Raw genomic sequence first — 18,145 nt, 5'->3', positions numbered from 1 at the left:
GTTTATCTAATATTTTGTTCCGAAATCAATTCTCCTTTTTCGTAATTTTTGATTCCTTTTAATTTTCCTTTGTCCGAATAAAACTTCCATTCTCCAAAATAAAACCAATGCGTTTCAACCGAATTCGTTTCTAATTTTGTTTTCCCTTTCGATTCCAGTTTTCCGTTTTCGTAATAACTTTTTACGATACAGATTCCGTTTTTGTATTTCTCCGTTTTGTAGATTTTTCCGTTAATGTAGGATTTCCACTTTTTTACCGGAAGATCATTTTTATAATATTCATACGATTTATAATCTGTTCCGTCTTGTGAATAGGTATCAATCCAAACACCTTCTTTTTTCTTGTCAATCTTCTGATTAATCGGCTGACTTTTACAACCCAAAAGCATTGAACCTAAAAGAAATAATAAAAAGATGTTTTTCATATTTACGTCTTAATTCTACAACTATAGATGCTGTTCTACAAATGTAGAATTAATTTTCAAACTTGCAAATATTTTTTTTAAGATTCTGATATCTTAAGACTTAAAAGTTCTTATAACCTAAATTTTCTTGATTTACCTAAATGCGTTAGGGATTGAGGCGGCATCCTTTTATGTAGCGGAGCGGAATAAAAGATATAGCCGAAAGCCCGACCGAAGGGAACGCCCATAAAAAAATCCGCTCATTTCTGAACGGATTCTATATCTAAATTCAACTTTGTCAAAGTTTAAAACTTTGACAAAGTATCAAAAAATATTTGCTACTTTGCTACTTTGCGAGCAAAAAAAACTTAGTGCCTTAGCGCCTTCGCGGCAAAAAAACTTATTTACTTAATTCCACAAAATACTTGTAAAACAACGGAATAGTTTCAATACCTTTCAAGTAATTAAAGATCCCGAAATGCTCATTTGGCGAGTGAATCGCATCGCTATCCAAACCAAATCCCATTAAGATTGTTTTACTTTTTAATTCTTTCTCAAACAAAGCCACAATCGGAATACTTCCGCCAGAACGAACCGGAATCGCAGGAACTCCAAACGTTTCTGTATACGCTTTGTTTGCCGCCTGATACCCAATGCTGTCAATTGGCGTAACATAACCTTGACCACCGTGGTGAGGTGTAACTTTTACCGTAACTCCAGCAGGCGCAATGCTTGTAAAATGTTTGGTAAAAAGTTCTGTAATCTCTTCCCATTCCTGATTTGGAACCAAACGCATTGAGATTTTAGCAAAAGCTTTACTCGCAATAACCGTTTTAGCACCTTCGCCAGTGTAACCGCCCCAGATTCCGTTTACGTCTAAAGTCGGACGGATTGAGTTGCGCTCGTTGGTTACATATCCCTTTTCACCATAAATATCAGCAATGTTTAGAGCATTTTTATATTTTTCTAAGCTGAAAGGCGCTTTTGCCATTTCGGCTCTTTCTTCTGCAGATAATTCTTCTACTTTATCGTAGAAACCTGGAATGGTAATATGATTGTTTTCGTCGTGAAGCGAAGCAATCATTTTTGCCAGGATATTAATTGGGTTTGCCACAGCTCCACCGTATAAACCTGAATGCAAATCGCGGTTTGGACCTGTAACTTCTACCTCAACATAACTCAAACCTCTTAAACCTGTCGTGATAGATGGCTGTTGGTTGGAGATCATTCCTGTATCTGAAATCAAGATGACGTCGTTTTTCAATTTTTCCTGATTGCGTTCTACGAACCAAGCCAAACTTGCAGAACCAACTTCTTCTTCACCTTCGATCATGAATTTTACGTTACAAGGCAACGTATTGCTTTGCACCATTAACTCAAGCGCTTTTACGTGCATGTACATCTGACCTTTGTCGTCACATGCTCCACGCGCGAAGATGGCTCCTTCTGGGTGAATATCTGTAGTTTTAATAACGGGTTCAAAAGGTGGTGAAGTCCATAATTCTAATGGATCTGGCGGTTGTACGTCGTAGTGGCCGTAAACTAAAACCGTTGGAAGATTTGGATCTATAATTTTCTCTCCGTAGATAATTGGGTAACCTGGAGTGTCGCAAGTTTCGACATAATCGCACCCTGCTTTTGATAAACTTTCTTTTACAGCCTCTGCTGTGTCAATAACATCTTGAGAATATGCAGTGTCGGCAGAAACCGACGGAATCTTTAATAATTCGATCAATTCGTTGATAAACCGATCTTTATGTTGTTGAACGTAAGACTTAATATTTTCCATTTAAATTATTTTTATAGAAACCCAAAAGTACAAAAAAGAGAATTAAAAAAAATTTTCAAAAAATGCTTTGATAATTCAAAAGTATGCCTATCTTTGCACCCACAATTACCGCGGATATGGCGAAATTGGTAGACGTGCCAGACTTAGGATCTGGTGCCGCAAGGCGTGTAGGTTCGAGTCCTATTATCCGCACAAAAAAAAGCTTCTGAAGATTTTTCAGAAGCTTTTTTGTTTTTACGTTAATTATTCACGCAATTATTGCTTTTTTGAAAATCAAACACTAATTAAATTTCATAAGAATTCTTTTCTATATTTGATTATTTAAAAATAGTAATCACATTTTGATATATTAACTAATGGGGTATGTAATAATAATATTGGTAATACTAATAATTTATTTTTGGTCTTCAAATAATTCTGCTCAAGAAAAATTAATTGAAGAAAAAAGTCGAATAGAGAATTTTATTATTTTATTAAATATATTAAAGGATTTTGATTGCGGGTTTCGTCTAGTATTTCCTTTCCATAATAATGCTACTCTTTATAAAGAAATAAGTCATCCTTCTTCAAAAAGTATTTCCTTCAGAACTACTAAAACTGATTTAAATATTACAATAACACTTACAGATAAAAACAATAAAAAGTTTTCAAAATATCTCAAATATCCAATAAATTTAAATCAACAAGATACTGCAGAAACAGTAAAAGCAGAATTTTTATATTTTGAAAGCAAATTATTAAAAGAGAATTCTCAATTTTATAAAATAACACTTAATTCAAACAAGTAAAATGAACGAATTAATTTCTCCCAAATACTTAATGAAACTTGTTAGATTAGTTGAAAATGCTATTTGGGAAGAGTATAAAACTTATCGAGAAGTTCGGATTTATATTGAGAAATGGCATGATACTGATCATTACAATTGGGAAAATTTCGCAATCGCAGAAAAACCATCAAAGGAAATTGATTTACTTCAAACTTTACACAATATAGATGGCGAAACACTATTAAAAATAGCTATAGATATGGGAGTGGAAACCCCAGATTTTATTCCATCCATTCCTACTTTTAAAAATGAATTAAAATCAGAATTCAAAACAGCCTATTCTACTTTCGAAAAAGCCCTTAAACAAATTAATACCGACCCGAGTTTAGCAATTGGATTAGCTAATTCCGCATTAGAAAGCATTATTAAAGAAATTTTAAAAGATAAAAGATTTAACAACAAAGTAACAGGAAACGAAACATTATACAAACTATCATCAATAATTCTTAAAGAATTTCACTTAAGAGATGATGAAAATCCAATAGAAATTAAAACTATTGGAAGTTCCCTCTTAGCAATTAATCAGGCTATTGAAAAACTTAGAAGTGAAAAAACCCATTTTCACGGAAAAACAGAAGCAGATTATTTAATAAATGATTCTATATATGCTTTCTTTGTTTTAAATTCTGTCACATCGGTTGGCTTGTTTCTAAATTCTTATTATAAAAATAAATTTCCAAAACCTCAAATTGAAAAAATTGAGGAACCTGATGACTTGCCATTTTAAAAGACCATATTTCTTTTAAGTCCTACACTCATATTTTCATAAACGAATTCACCTTGACGAAAGGAGTTTTTCAGCATTACCAACAGGTTGTCAAACTATGAAAAAAAATTGCGGAAATCACTCTGGAATTTTTTGTCGGTTTTGCTTTTTTCTCCTTTCGTCGAAATGAAGATGTTTTAAAACGTTATTTCCTGTTATTCAACTTCCAGATACGGATGCAAAATTTCGGCTAATTCATTCAGCCAATAAAAACCTTTTTCTAGGTTTTCTCTTTGAGCATAGGCATATCCTCTTTCGTCATCCCTCATTACAACCAATGCAATTGCATAATTTAATTGCCGTATTGCTTTTGCCAAATCTTTGGCATCAATAACATTATTAAAAAAATCTAAGAGTTTCTTTTCTGTTTCTTCCGAAAGATCATTTGTAGCCATTGTCTTATTTTTTTATTTGAAGCAAATATAATAATTTGTATGCTAATTAGCCTACATGAACAAAATAAATCTTTCCACTTTTGAAATATGAATATTTCAGAAGAAACTTTTCTCGTTAATCTTGGTATTCACGTTAGACAATTACGTGAAAAGAAAGGCTTATCTCAACAAGGTTTAGCTGACGACTGTAATATTAACAAATCTCAAATAGCAAGATTAGAAGTTGCGAAAGTAAATACTGGCATAAAGACCCTTGCAAAAATTGCCAATGCTTTAGATGTTGAACTTAAAGAATTGTTTGATTTTCCTTCGAAATGATTTTATCAAAATCCATATTGACAAAATTCAAAGATCTTGATCTAACACAGAAATTAGCTATTATAATTCCTATTTTATTTCTTCTTAGTTGCGCTACGAGACATTATCTGGAGAGTTTTAGAGGTACTTTGATATTTGCCTATGGCGCTACTTTTACCTTATTTTTAAATTTATTTCTTGTAGTTTTTTCTTTTATCAATTCCATTGTACTCATTAAAGATTTAAGATTAAAAATTGTTCCAAAATCCTTATGGCTTTTATTAAGCGCATCGATTTTTCTTTATCTATTTATTGCAATGACAATCACAATGTTTATTCTATAATTTTTCTTTCGGCTAAAGCCTTTTCTTTTTTTAAACATAAAAAAAACCTCCAGCTGAAGCAGGAGGTAATTCATTTAACTTTCTTATTTCATAAAGCATATCCGTCTAGTTTGTCATTTCGACGGAGGAGAAATCTCCACAAGAAACTCGACAAAGATTAGCTTTTCGTTGCGGAGCTACTTGTGGAGATTTCTCGTTCCTCGAAATGACAATACTTTATGGTTACAATGCGGAAAAAACTTTGCAGAGTTACTTGTGGAGATTTGCTTCGCCTATTCGCTATCGCTCGAGTCTCGTTCCTCGAAATGACAATACTTTATGGTTACAATGCGTAAAAAATCCTTTTAATCTTAATAATCTGTGGCTAAATAAAAAAAAACTCTGCGACCCTGCGACTTTGCGAGATTAAAAACCACCAAAAACTATAAATTCAGAAATTTCTTTAATTATTTTATGCTTTAGTATTTAAATATTCTTATTTTTAAAACACCAAAAACCTAATTCTCAAAATTTCACTTGTTTTTAAATCTCAAAAAAAACAATTAGAACACATGAGAAAATACAGATTACTAGTCATTTTTTTAGCAATTATTGCTGTCTTTTATTTTGCGAGAACGGTTCGAAGTTTTACTGTTCAGCACGAAACCAAAACTCTTAAATCGGAGCATTTTATTGTTTCCTATAACGGAATTTATAAAAGCGAGGCCGAAAAAGTCAGCAAACATCTCGAGGAAAATTATTCTAGAATAAGAGAAAATCTAAAAGACGTAGAACACGACCCGATAAAGGTTTTTGTTTACGGTTCGCAATTCAAGTTCAATGAAGCTACGGGCTTAAAAGAAAACACGAAAGGCACAAGTCGTGGTCCAAACGAATTTCATTTTGTATGGACGAATTGGTTTAATTCTATCTTTCCAGACGATCCGCTCAAAACGGCTTTGCATGAGTTTACGCATTGCGTTCAGCTGAACCTATTAATACACAAAGCAAAAGATACCATAATCACCCAAGACCGACTGACTTTTGAAAGGGAATTTGATAAAAAATTCAAAGCCAAATATCCGCGTTGGCTTTGGGAATCAATTAGTATGTTTGAAGCAGAAGAAGTAAATATGTTAAGCGTGAAATATGCCAAAAGCAAAAACTTGACTTTAGAAGATCTTAATAACGGCAATCAGATTTATAATATTGGCTACACGATAATCGAATATATGACCCAAAAATGGGGAAAAGACATTCTGCCCAAACTGATTGCGTCTTTTGGCAATATCGAAAAAACATTGAATGTAACGCAAGAGGAATTTGAAAAAGGCTGGATTGCTTTTTTGGAGGAGAAGTATTGATTCTGCTGTAAAAGTCCATCTAGTTTGTCATTTCGACGAAGGAGAAATCCTCGCGAGAAGCTCTACAAAGATTGGCTTTTCGTTACGGAGTTACTTACGGAGATTTCTCCTTCGTCGAAATGACAAGATTGTGGTTACAATATGAAAAAAAAAAAAAACAAACTTTGTCAAAGTTTAAAACTTTGACAAAGGCCTCTCATGCAGATTTGGAATTTGGAATTTTAAGAATTGGAATTTAATATTTCAATAATCTTATCCACATTCACTTCACTATAATCATTAATATAAAAATCACATGGCGGAAGCTGTTCTTTGGTATGCGTGCTCAAAACTCCAACGACTTTCATTCCGGCATTTAGTCCTGCTGTAACACCCGAAAAAGAATCTTCGAAAACCACACAATCAGAAGGAGAAACTCCAACGCGTTCTGCCGATTTTAGATATACTTCGGGATTTGGTTTATGAAATGTAACGTCTTCGCTGGACATCATCGAATCCATTTTTTCGTCTAGTTTCAGGAAATTGGCGATCAAATCCAAATTTGCACGCGGCGCCGATGTGGCAACTGCAGTTTTGAATCCACGAGATTTTAATTCGTTTAAAAAATCCATATAATGCGGAATCGTTTCGACTTTGTCTTTGTAAATCTCACGGAACATTCCTTCTTTCTCGTCTTCAAGCTTAATCAATTCCTCTCCCTCAATTGGACGTTTGAAGAAATGCGTCATGATATAACTATTGTGTTTTCCGTACATATGTTCTTCAAATTCTTCTTGAGTATACGGAACATTATATTTATCGAAAAACTTTTCAAAAGCGATTACATGATGCGGATTGGTGTGCGAAATCACGCCGTCCATATCAAAAATTACACATTGCTGGCTCATAATTTTGTTTTGTTGTTTTAACGGTTGCAAGATAAGTTTTTCCGCAGAGTTGCGCGGAGGTTTTTTTGCAGAGATTAGCTAAGATTATTTTTGAATCTCGCAAAGTCGCGAAGTCGCAAGGTTTTTTTGTTTCACGCAGATTTTAAAAAGATTTAAGCAGATAAGCGCAGATTATTTATTTTTAAAAATCTCAAAAATTAAATCTGCTAAAATCTGCCGAATCTGCGTGAAACAAAAATCCTTTTAATCTTTATAATCTGTGGCTTTAAAAATAAAACTTTACGCCTTTTGGAATTTGGAATTTAAAAAATTGGGATTTGCTTTCTAGCCGATCCAAATTTTACTTTTAACCAGAGTCATGGTTTGTCTTAAATGCTGATTGCATGCAATTAGAATAATCAAAACCACTAAACCATAACCAACAATCGTATAAATTTCCATATCGGCCAATAAAGTCGATTGTTTTGTGATTGTACTGAAAACCTTTTTCATGGCCAAAACATTTGCATTATCTGCCGAATATCCTTTGGCAATAAAACTTTGAGTTGTGCTTGCAATGGTTTGCTGTGCTTCTGGATTTTCACCAGTAACAAATTGACTTAATTTGAGAAAGTGTTTTTTGTTCAAGAAAACCATTGCATTCTGCATGACGCAGAAGCCAATTGTGCTTCCCCAAAAACGTCCAGAAACCCCAACAATTCCCGAAGAAACCGCCATATTTGCCGGAACCGATGATGTGGTAAATAAGATGAGCGGAACAAATAAAAATCCAACACCGATTCCTTGCAAAATATAGGGAATGATAATATCGCTTAGTGCAATATCTGGCACAAAAAGAAACGTAAACCAGAAATGGAAAATAGCAATAAGCGTAAAACCAATCATAAAAATAATTTTAGTCGAAACAGATTTCATCAGAAAAAATGCGGCTAAAATAAGTCCGATTACGTTTCCTAATCCGTTTATATACTGAACGCCCGCAACACGAGAAGGATCCCAATTCCAGATTGAAAACATTGCCGAATGACAAAGACTCAGTGTTGCTCTGCTGATATAGAAAAGGAAAAACAATAAAAATCCTATTCGCAGATTGGCGTATTTTATAACTTCAAAATTAAAACTTGGTCGTTTTACTAAACGTTCTTTAAAAATGAATAATCCGCCCGTAATGAGCGAAATCATCAAGATTAAAACCATTTCTGAAGACTGCAACCAATATTTTTTCTCAGCATAAACAAAAAAGTAGGCACCGCAAAGAATCGAAATTAAAACCAAAAAATAACTCATCCAGTCGATTTGATACAACGGAATCTTCTTTGTAATTCGGTGCCCCCTGAAAGTAACTAAGATTAAAAAGACGTTTAAAACTTGTAGTCCGCCCGAAACATACAACATATATTTCCAGTCGTAATGATCGAGAAACCACACAGCGATATTCATAATAAAAGGCGTAGACAACAACAGCGCGCCGTAGTAAAATGAAAACCCAATAATAATGGCATTTTTAGTATTGAACTGCTCAATAAGCAATTGTCTGATCGTGATTACAGGAAGCGCCATCAGGATTCCTTCGGCAACTCTCATCAATAAAAAAACCGAAAAATTAGTAATATAAGCTGATGAAATAATGGTAATTCCGATTAAGGAATAAACCGCCATCAGGTAATTTTTTGCAGGAAAAAAACTCGAAAATCGGCTTTCTATTAAAATGGTTGCCAGCAGAGTTCCGTACGTAACACACATCGCAAACTGCAAATCTTCTGGCTCAATATCCAGAAAACTCGCCGCATACGTTACGTTTGACGTATAAACTCCCAATAAAATCATGGAATGCAACAAACAAACGAACAAAATAATAATGATCGCCCATTTTGGAACCCATGATTTAAATATACTTTTATCTTCCATTTTATTTGTGTGCAGCAACAACCGTAATGTTCATTCCTGCTCTTAAAAAATCGGTTTGTTTGTCTTGTTCTTTTAACTGAATTCTAACTGGAATTCTTTGTTCAATTTTTACGAAGTTTCCAGTCGCATTATCTGGAGGTAGCAACGAGAATCTCGCACCACTCGCAGGCGATAACGAAGCAATTGTTCCCACAAAAACTTTGTCGCTTATTGCATCTGCTTTGATTTCAACTTCTTGCCCAACAGTTAAATATTGCAATTGCGTTTCTTTAAAGTTCGCTGTAATCCATTTTTCTTTACTTACAATAGAAAGCAAAGATTGTCCTTCTTTTACCATTTGTCCTGGCTGTAAAGTTCTTTTTCCGATCCATCCATCATAAGGCGCTGTGATTACAGTATATGAAAGAAACAATGCCGCATTATCTGCAACAGCTTGTTTTGAAGCAATATTCGTTTGCGTTGTTGGAACATTCGCTTCAGCGACAGAAGTGCTCAAAGTAGCCGAATGAATTCTGTTTTTCATTTCCTGAAAATGCGCTTGTGCCGACTCGTAATCTGCTTTTACTTTTTCCAATTGCTGAGAAGTTGCTGCTTCTTCGTTTACCAAAGCTTTATATCTTTCATATTCTAGTTTAGTTTTCCAAAGATTTGATTTTGCAGCTTCTAATTGCGACTCGTTAATTGCCGTTGCACTTGCTGTATTAATGGCATTTTTTTGAGCCACAACACTATTTTGTTGCGCATTTTGAACATCGGCAAGCGCCACATTCAATTTCGATTTATATTCTCTATTATCGATCACCACCAAAGTATCTCCTTTATGCACAAATTGGTTTTCGTCAAAACGAACTTCCTGCACATAACCTGTAATTCTCGACATAATTGGTGTAACATATTGTTCTACCTGCGCGTCATTGGTTTCTTCATGGTTTCGGTTAAACACATAAAACCAAATTCCCAAAATAACCCCACTTATAACCAGCGTACACGCAATAATTGTTATTAATATATGAAACGTTTTATTTCTCTTAGTTTCATTTTTTATCTTAACCATCTTTTTTATCTCTTTATCTAAGTTCTTTCTTTTAAATCTTTTCTCTTGCTTCTTTCCTCTAAGGCTTTAGCCTAATCTTTAACCAGCATTTAGCTCTGAGGCATGATCCCAGCCGTATGCATCATTTGGTAATGTTTCAAAACAGCATCCAATCGAGTAGAGATTTTGTTGTATTTTGCCTGAAGCAACGCATTATCAGCATCGACCATTTCGGTAATTAAAACCAATTGATTTAAGTATTTCAGCTTTACAATTCGGTAGTTTTCTTCAGCTAAATCCAAAGCTTTGTCAACCACGACAAATTTTTCAAGAATTTCCTGATACTGCGTATGCTCTTTGTATAACTGATCTTGAATTTCTTCTTTTATAATTTCAGTCTGCATTTTCTGCACATCGATTTTAGTACTCGCCTTTGCCACTTTCGTCTTGTTTTTATACAAAGCCGAAAGATCAAAACGCGCCTCGATTCCCACCTGACCTAAAGTATACAAATACGGATTTGGCGGAAAGAATTTGTAGTTTGGATAATAAAAGCCATAATTCCCGAAGAAGTTTACGCTAGGCAGATAATTCCCTTTTACCAATTGCATTTCGGTTTTACTGATGTTTAATTCCTGACTTGCAATTCGCATTTCTTCGTTCTGCATCGCTTTATTCAGATAAAAATCATACGGATCTAAACCGTTCATTTCGTCCAGACTTGCAGTCGTGTCGATTGCAATTTCTTCGTCTTCCGAAATCTGAATTAAAGTCTTCAGATCGTGAAGCGCAATTTTAATGTTTTTGGAGTTTGTAAGCGCGTTCAACTCACGATCTGAAAGCTGTAATTCGGCACGTATAACCTCATTTTTGGTTACCGTTCCGTGTTTTTGAAGCGATTGCACTTCTTTTAATCGGCTTTTTTCTTCTTTGATGTTTTCTTCAAATATCTTTTGAAGTTCCATCATTTTATAAATCGCCAGATAGTTTGCAACAACTTCCAGTTCAATATCATTTTCTGTTTTTTCCGATTTTATTTTTGCAATTTCGTTTTCCTGATTCGCAATTTTTATTGCGTTATTAATCTTGTTTCCAACGTAAATTGGCATTTTAAAAGTTGAATTTACCTCATAGATTTCAGGAATTGCTTTCGTAACTTCTTTTCCGTTTAAGAAACCATCTCCTTTAAATTCTGTAATGTTGGTAATTCTGGAGTACATCCCGTTTAGTTGTACATCCGGTAATCTAAGTTCTTTTCTTTCTTTGATGTTTTGCTCAGCGAGCGTAATCTCCAGTTGAGATTTAAGGATTTTTTTGTTGTTTTCCTTCGCCAGTTTCATCGCTTCTTGTAAAGAAACCGTATGAACTTCCTGAGCTTGTAAACTACTGAATACTAATACCATTAGTAAAATCAATAAGCTTCTGGGAAAACAATCTTCTTTAGAGTTTGTTTTTGTAAGGAACATGAATATTTGAATAATTTATGCTGCAAAGTTCCTTCATTTTTTGCTTGGCGGATGATTCTAAAAAGTCAATAACATATTCATTTCGGACAAATGTTAAAATTTCATTTTCCGAAAACGTTATATTAAATCACTGAAAAACAATTTATTACAAAATATATTTAGATTGTGATTTTTCACGCAGATTTTAATAGATTTTAGCAGATATGCGCAGATTTTTCTTTTTACTCTCGCAGATTTGCCAGATTGTGCAGATTATAAAGCATTTAAAAAAATCTCTCAAATCTGCGGAATCTGCGAGAGATTTTTTTTACGCATGGAACAAAAAAGAATCTGCAAAATCAGCTAAAATCTATTAAAATCTGCGCGAAACAAAAATATCTATTTACCACGCTCCAAAATTTCTTCTCCATTTAAGTAATCAGAAGGTCTTTGTCCTAAAATCTTAAAAAAAGTATTACTGAAAGTCGGAACACTATTGTAACCAACTTCTAGAGCTACCTCTTTTACCGAAAGTTTTCTTTCTAACAAAAGTTCAATTGCTTTAAGGATTCTTCGAATGGTATAATATTGAATAAAAGACATCTTGAGATCTTTTTGAAATAAGCGATACAAAGATCGTTCGCTAAACCCAAATTCATGCGCCACATCGGCAAAGAGAATCGTTTCTCCCAAATTATTTTCGATATGTCGAAGAATTTTTCCTAATCGTTTATCTTTAGGCTGAGGAAGTTCTAAAGGCAAATTCGTATGACATATCTGCGGAAGAATCGCTTTTATGGCTTTTGCAATCACAAAACTAGGACTTCCTTTTTTCAAATCGCCGTTCCACTGATTGGTAAACATCATCATTTGGAGCAGTAGATTATTCACCGGATAAATACCTTCGCTTTTATAGAAATCATCCTCATCCTTCTCAACCGGAAAATACAAATTTCGCATCATCACATGTTCCGACTTGGGCTCGATACTATGCTCTACTCCCGCGGGAATCCAAATAAAATGTCTTGCAGGCAAAAAATATGATTTCGTTTCAGTTGTCACAAAAACCACATCGCCTTCTGCATACAGCATCTGAGCTTTGTTGTGCTTGTGCGTTGGAACCAGTAATTCACCCATTATATCATGATGACAGTAAATGCTTTTCTTATCGGCATCTACTCTCTTGATGTAATATTTGTCTACTTTAAAAGGGGATTGTTCCATAATATAAAGATAGGAAAGAAATAAATTGCTTCGTCTGTTCGCTATCGCTCGGGGCCAATTTTTTAAATTCCAAAACTGGAGTCTAAAAATATTTAACCGCAAAGCACGCAAGGATTTTTTTCCAAGATTACGTTTATAAACGCAAAGTTCGCAAAGCTATATGATATAGCATTGCGAACTTTGCGTAAACCTTTGCGCTCTTTGCGGTTAAATTTCATAAACTGTATAAAAACAAAAAAGCTTCCCATTAAGAGAAGCTTTTTACAAACTTAGGCGGTCTGGACGGGACTCGAACCCGCGACCCCATGCGTGACAGGCATGTATTCTAACCAACTGAACTACCAAACCCTGCGTTATTGTGGGTGCAAAAATACAACAGAATTTCGTTTCTGCAAGTGTTTTTTCAAATAAAATTTAGACAATTTTTTAATTGGTTAAATTCCAATATTTTAAAAACTCAAGTTTTAATCAAAAAGTAGGAACTTTCTTTTACTTAAACGCTAATAGCGCTAAGATTTACGCAAAGTCCGCAAGTTTTTCATTCACATAACCTGTTGTTTCAAACACTCATTTTTAAACATAGCCCGTGATTTCAACCACGGGAGACGTATTTATATACATTGTGTTCCCGTGGTTGAAGCCACGGGCTATGTTTTTATATAATTAATGGAAAATCTTTATAGAGTTACTTGCGGAGATTACTTCGCCAGTTCGCTTTCGCTCGTGCCTTCGTACCTCAGAATTACAAACTGTGGGTTAAAATTAGAATTAAGAAAAAAAAGAAAAACTTTCTCAATTGTAAGCTTTGCGAACTTTGCATTCTTTAGAAAATATCTTTGCGGACTTTGCGTAAAATCTTAGCGCTCTTTGCGGTAAAATTTTCATCGCATTTAAACAAACCAAAAGTGTTTTAAATCAAAAAAGCCATCCACAAAAGTGGAAAGCTTTTCATTGGTCTAACTACTAAACCAGCTACGAGTTACAAAGTCGTAGCAAAACAACACAACTAATCTTAGATACCGTATTTGGACAAAAAAGCCTTTCTGTTAAGAAAGGCTTCCCCAATATTGCGGTCTGGACGGGACTCGAACCCGCGACCCCATGCGTGACAGGCATGTATTCTAACCAACTGAACTACCAAACCTCTGCGTTATTGCGGTTGCAAAGATAGTACAGAATTTCATTTCTGCAAGTGTTTTTGTAAAAAAAATGAAATAAATTTTCAAATATTTATCCAAAGTTTTGTTTTTCAACCAAATATGTAGTCAATATTTTTTCAAAATTATCGCCAACATTTACTGGAACGTACTTAATTTGGTTCTTCGCACAGGTTAAAGCCAAGTTTTTAAAGTAGGCCTCTACCCTTTTTTCATATTCTTCTTTTACGTTGTCAGCAAAAATCGAAACCTCTTCTCCTGATTCTAAGTCAATAAACTTTCTTGGCGTGTTATCAAAATCAAATTTCAATTCGGTTTCATTATCCACTACATGAAATAAAACCACTTTGTGTTTGTTGTGTTTAAGATGCTGTAAAGCGTTAAAAAGCTTTTCATCATCTTCAGTCTGAAACATATCTGTAAACAAAATAATCATCGAACGGCGATGCATTTTCTCTGCAATCTGATGCAGATATGTTATTGTATCGGTCGTTTTTTTGACTTTTGGCTGAACCAATAATTCTTCCAGTTTATTCAAAAGCATTCTATGGTGACGATCACTTCCTTTTTCTGGAGCGTAATATTCATATTTATCCGAGAAAACGCTTAACCCAACGGCATCGCGCTGTTTCTTTAGAATATTCATCAAGACCGCCGAAGCCAAAACCGCAAAACCAATCTTCTTTTCATAAAAAGGCTGATTCGATTTGAGCTCAGGATAATGCATTGATGACGAATTATCTACAATCAAATGACAGCGCAAATTGGTTTCTTCCTCAAAACGTTTCGTGTACAAACGATCCGTTTTGGCGAATAATTTCCAGTCGATATGTTTTGTGCTTTCGCCTGCATTATAAACTTTATGCTCAGCAAATTCGGCCGAAAATCCATGAAACGGACTCTTGTGCATTCCCGATATAAAACCTTCCACAACCTGATTGGCCAGCATTTCAAGATGCTGAAAACTGGAGACTTTCTCTATTTCCGATTCGATTTTCATTCGGTTTCTTTTTTAATATTTTGTGCTTTATAAAGCAAATCTGTCGCCTGAAACAATTTACGTTTCAAGATCGGACTAAAATTAGGGTTTTCTTTTAAGAATCGCTGTACTTCATCAAAAGCAAATTTCGACGAATATTTCCCAACGGTATTATCCAACCAGTCTTTCGGAAAGAAAATATCTCCCGTTCGCTGAATTTCATCAACCAAATCTAATGAAAATCTAATATATTTCTGCGCACTTTCTTGACGAAGCGGATGATTTACATTTGCCAAACCTACAGAAACCCAAGATTCTTTTTCACGATTTGCATCGTCTTTTAAAGATTCTATAAAAGCACTCCGAACCGATTCATCTTTGGATAATGAAGGCAATAAAAACTCAAAACGCTTTTGCTTATCCGGATTCGTAAATGATGTTCTGGTTTTCTCCAAGATTTCATCGGCTTTTGGATGTTCAAAAATAGCCAGATTCATTGCCATATTGGTATAATCGTCTTCGTTTAATTTCAAGTTCGGAATCGAGATTTCTCTGTTCCAAACTTTATACAAACTGGCTTTCGCCGAATCAGAATAGGCAATTGAGCTAAATAATCCGAATAAAGTCTTTTTGATATTCGCAGATAAATTGGCCTGTAAACACTCGTATAAAACACCTTCAAGCTGTTTCTGAACTTTACTTTGCTGTTTTTCTGTCAATAATCTCCAGTAAATCGTATTTAAATTTCCTGAAACAATTCTCAAAACCAATTCGTTTTGTTCTGTTTGAATCCCTTTTAGAAAACAATCAAAAGCTTTTTCTGGCGAAACATTGCCAATCAAAGTATTTTCATAAAGATTACTATAACTAGAAGCTCTTGCCATTTCATCTTTTAAATCAGCAATATAATTTAAATTGTTCCCGTCAAGCGGAAAAACTCCGTATCCAAAACCATTATAATTGTAAACAAGGGCAAGCGGTTTTTCAAGTCCGATAGCTTCTTTTATAACGGTATTTTTGTCATTAATATTAACCGATAAAACCTTTACCTCTTTACCATAAACTAAACCAATCTGAAAAACCTGAGGCCAAATATTCTCTGATTTATCCTCGGCTTGTTGTTGAATTTCAAAACTTTTAATTTGGTTTTTAGCATCATATTCGATTTGATCCGTAAAAATGGCTCTCCCCGATTTATTTACCCAGACATCGCTCCATTTTTTCATATCTAATGGAGTTTCGGCATCGAGAAGTTCTACGAGATTATTCCAATCGGCATTGTCGTTGGCATATTTCTGAATGTATTTTTCGATTCCTTTTTGGAACGCTTCCTTTCCCATCGAAGCCTCTAACTGACGCATCATAATTGGTGCTTTGTTGTAAATAATGGCTCCATATAGTGAACCCGCATCTTTTAAATTCGCCAAATGCTGTTTGATAGGATGTGTTCCTAAAGATCGATCTTCCGCGAAAGCGCTAGGATAATGCGCCGTGAAAAACTGCAGATTATGATTGACTTTCGGAAAAATCGGATTCATGATTTTATCGGCCATAAAGTTGGCAAATACTTCTTTCATCCAAACGTCGTCAAACCATTTCATGGTTACCAAATCGCCAAACCACATGTGTGAGGTTTCGTGTGCGATGAGTTTTGCGCGGTTTAATTTCTCACTGTCGGTTGCGCTGTTGTCTAGAAACAAAGTCGATTCTCTGTATTGAATTGCTCCTACATGCTCCATTCCACCATATTGAAAAACTGGAATAGATGCAAAATCCAATTTCTGAAACGGAAATTTATAATGGGTATATTTTTCTAAAAAATCTAAAGATTGTTGATGCAAATTGAAGATAGTATCAGCGCTTACGCGAAATTTCTCCGGACTATTTTCACGATACAACATCGTCATTTCTAAACCTGGCTTTCGTGTCGCGCTTTTGAATTTTCCGGCAACGAAAGAAAATAAATACGTGCTCATTTTGTCTGATTCTGCAAAAGTGTACAGTGTAAAATCTCCCTTTTCGGTTTTTTCTTTTACATGGGCTCCAGCCAAAACTGACCATTCTTTGGGCACAGAAAGACTTAGTCTATAAGTAGCTTTTATGTCTGGCTGATCGAAACACGGGAACAATGTACTTGCGCGATCTGGAACTAATAAAGTGTATAGAAAATCATCATTTCTATTTAATGATAAATTACCTGCAATAAAAGAAATTGAAATGCTATTTTTTCCTGAAACTAAAGCCGAAGAATCAATCACAATATGGCCATTTTCGTGTACAATTGAAACCTTTTTTCCATTGACTTCAATTGCTTGTATGTTTTCCGTTTTCTCTTTAAAATCTAAATAAACATAACGATAAGGATGATTTGGCAAAGTTACTCCTAAAACCAAATTGGCTTTAATTTGTTCTTCTTTTTTATTCGGAATTTCAAATGAAAGTCCGTAAGTGACATCTGAGATTTCCTGTTTTCTATAATTAGCCAATGACTCTGAAACACCTTTATCCAAAAGATAAACCTGCATTTCTTTTGACTGCGAAAAACCATTAAAAATCAAGATAAAAAAACAAAGAAAGCTGTAGAAAATTTTCATTTTTTAAGGAATATAAGATTTGCTAAAATTAGCAAAAGCATTGATTTTTCGCAAACAATTACTGCAACAACATTGCATTTAAAAATAAGATTTCTATATTTGCAACACTATTGCATTAATTCTGACTTTAAATGAGTCGGAAATAATCTCAACGAATGAAAAAGAAACTTAAACTTATTAATCTTTTAATGCCTTTAATTGTATTGTTCGCAATACTTTTTCCGGCTGTCCATTCGTACGAACACATTTTAGACACTCATAATTGCAAAGAGAAATTAGAGTTTTCTGTTTCCGAAAAACCGCAATTTAAAGCCAAACTGCATTCGTTTCATAAATGTTCGATTTGCGATTTTAAATTCAGTGCTGTTGGCACCTTTGAGTTTACTGCTTTTCAGTTCTTCAAGAATAAACCTGTTGTAAAACACCTTAATTTTTACAACAAACCGCATTTTACATTTTTTAAGGGCTCTTTATTTTCCCTTCGAGCCCCGCCTTTTACACTTTAGTATTTTTTTGTGTTCCCGATTGTTTTGCCATTCGGCTATTTAATTGTTTTTATGATTTCAAAATCCTAAAACATTCAAAGGCTATTTTATTCATTTTAAGCATTTAATACAACATATTGATATTGATATTGATATTGATATTGATATTGATATTGATATTGATATTGATATTGACATTGACATTGACATTGAAATAGCTTTTTCTACACAAAAAACACTTTCCAATTTTTATCGATTTACTGCATTC

14 protein-coding genes and 3 tRNA genes are annotated in these 18,145 nt (G+C 34.2%); 5 read left to right on the top strand and 12 right to left on the bottom strand.

Annotated elements, in window-relative coordinates; translation table 11 throughout:
• Nucleotides 1–2: 2 nt before the first annotated feature.
• Together ACPWTF_RS14635 and ACPWTF_RS14630 are read right to left on the bottom strand one after the other, a co-directional pair.
• Nucleotides 3–425: a hypothetical protein gene (locus ACPWTF_RS14635; protein ID WP_427871784.1), complete on the bottom strand. Its 423-nt coding sequence runs from the start codon at nucleotides 423–425 to the stop codon at nucleotides 3–5.
• Nucleotides 426–804: 379 nt separating this feature from the next.
• Nucleotides 805–2,193 carry a dipeptidase gene (locus ACPWTF_RS14630; protein WP_427871782.1) on the bottom strand — a complete coding sequence of 463 codons (1,389 nt, stop codon included), beginning with the start codon at nucleotides 2,191–2,193 and terminating at the stop codon, nucleotides 805–807.
• 110 nt (nucleotides 2,194–2,303) lie between these two features.
• Here ACPWTF_RS14630 and ACPWTF_RS14625 point away from each other — a divergent pair.
• From ACPWTF_RS14625 to ACPWTF_RS14615, 3 genes are all read left to right on the top strand, one after another.
• Nucleotides 2,304–2,385: transfer RNA gene (locus ACPWTF_RS14625), tRNA-Leu, on the top strand.
• 164 nt (nucleotides 2,386–2,549) lie between these two features.
• A complete protein-coding gene (locus ACPWTF_RS14620) occupies nucleotides 2,550–2,981 on the top strand; it encodes a hypothetical protein (RefSeq protein WP_427871781.1) in 432 nt (143 codons plus the stop codon).
• A gap of 1 nt (nucleotide 2,982) precedes the next feature.
• Nucleotides 2,983–3,747 (top strand): hypothetical protein, encoded by a 765-nt coding sequence (locus tag ACPWTF_RS14615; protein WP_427871780.1) that lies wholly within the window; start codon nucleotides 2,983–2,985, stop codon nucleotides 3,745–3,747.
• Nucleotides 3,748–3,941: 194 nt separating this feature from the next.
• On the opposite strand, the gene ACPWTF_RS14610 is transcribed toward ACPWTF_RS14615, so the two are convergent.
• Nucleotides 3,942–4,181 carry a hypothetical protein gene (locus ACPWTF_RS14610; RefSeq protein WP_095929767.1) on the bottom strand — a complete coding sequence of 80 codons (240 nt, stop codon included), beginning with the start codon at nucleotides 4,179–4,181 and terminating at the stop codon, nucleotides 3,942–3,944.
• An 87-nt stretch (nucleotides 4,182–4,268) separates the two neighbouring features.
• On the opposite strand from ACPWTF_RS14610, the gene ACPWTF_RS14605 reads away from it, so the two are divergent.
• Both ACPWTF_RS14605 and ACPWTF_RS14600 read left to right on the top strand, forming a co-directional pair.
• On the top strand, nucleotides 4,269–4,499 hold the full coding sequence (locus ACPWTF_RS14605) for a helix-turn-helix domain-containing protein (protein WP_427871779.1): 231 nt from the start codon (nucleotides 4,269–4,271) through the stop codon (nucleotides 4,497–4,499).
• 874 nt (nucleotides 4,500–5,373) lie between these two features.
• Complete coding sequence (locus ACPWTF_RS14600; protein ID WP_427871777.1) at nucleotides 5,374–6,165, top strand: hypothetical protein; 792 nt, start codon at nucleotides 5,374–5,376, stop codon at nucleotides 6,163–6,165.
• A 221-nt stretch (nucleotides 6,166–6,386) separates the two neighbouring features.
• On the opposite strand, the gene ACPWTF_RS14595 is transcribed toward ACPWTF_RS14600, so the two are convergent.
• The 9 genes from ACPWTF_RS14595 to ACPWTF_RS14555 all read right to left on the bottom strand — a co-directional run bounded on the left by ACPWTF_RS14595 (nucleotide 6,387) and on the right by ACPWTF_RS14555 (nucleotide 17,392).
• The gene (locus ACPWTF_RS14595; RefSeq protein ID WP_427871775.1) at nucleotides 6,387–7,052 is read right to left on the bottom strand and encodes an HAD family hydrolase; all 666 of its coding nucleotides are present in this window, start codon (nucleotides 7,050–7,052) and stop codon (nucleotides 6,387–6,389) included.
• A gap of 324 nt (nucleotides 7,053–7,376) precedes the next feature.
• On the bottom strand, nucleotides 7,377–8,960 hold the full coding sequence (locus ACPWTF_RS14590; protein ID WP_427871774.1) for an MFS transporter: 1,584 nt from the start codon (nucleotides 8,958–8,960) through the stop codon (nucleotides 7,377–7,379).
• A gap of 1 nt (nucleotide 8,961) precedes the next feature.
• Nucleotides 8,962–10,014 (bottom strand): HlyD family secretion protein, encoded by a 1,053-nt coding sequence (locus tag ACPWTF_RS14585; protein WP_427871772.1) that lies wholly within the window; start codon nucleotides 10,012–10,014, stop codon nucleotides 8,962–8,964.
• 89 nt (nucleotides 10,015–10,103) lie between these two features.
• Complete coding sequence (locus ACPWTF_RS14580; protein ID WP_427871771.1) at nucleotides 10,104–11,396, bottom strand: TolC family protein; 1,293 nt, start codon at nucleotides 11,394–11,396, stop codon at nucleotides 10,104–10,106.
• A gap of 441 nt (nucleotides 11,397–11,837) precedes the next feature.
• Complete coding sequence (locus ACPWTF_RS14575; protein WP_250834377.1) at nucleotides 11,838–12,662, bottom strand: AraC family transcriptional regulator; 825 nt, start codon at nucleotides 12,660–12,662, stop codon at nucleotides 11,838–11,840.
• Nucleotides 12,663–12,936: 274 nt separating this feature from the next.
• Nucleotides 12,937–13,010, bottom strand: a tRNA-Asp gene (locus ACPWTF_RS14570).
• A gap of 722 nt (nucleotides 13,011–13,732) precedes the next feature.
• Nucleotides 13,733–13,806 (bottom strand) — tRNA-Asp (locus ACPWTF_RS14565).
• Nucleotides 13,807–13,892: 86 nt separating this feature from the next.
• On the bottom strand, nucleotides 13,893–14,819 hold the full coding sequence (locus ACPWTF_RS14560) for a DUF58 domain-containing protein (RefSeq protein ID WP_248729114.1): 927 nt from the start codon (nucleotides 14,817–14,819) through the stop codon (nucleotides 13,893–13,895).
• A complete protein-coding gene (locus ACPWTF_RS14555; RefSeq protein WP_427871768.1) occupies nucleotides 14,816–17,392 on the bottom strand; it encodes a M1 family aminopeptidase in 2,577 nt (858 codons plus the stop codon). Before ACPWTF_RS14555 ends, ACPWTF_RS14560 begins: the two co-directional genes overlap by 4 nt.
• Between the last annotated feature and the right edge of the window lie 753 nt (nucleotides 17,393–18,145).

Origin of the sequence: Flavobacterium sp. MMS24-S5 (genome assembly GCF_050320125.1) — a bacterium.
In the GTDB taxonomy this organism is placed as follows: Bacteria; Bacteroidota; Bacteroidia; order Flavobacteriales; family Flavobacteriaceae; genus Flavobacterium; species Flavobacterium tyrosinilyticum.
This window is presented reverse-complemented; position numbering and strand designations above follow the sequence as displayed.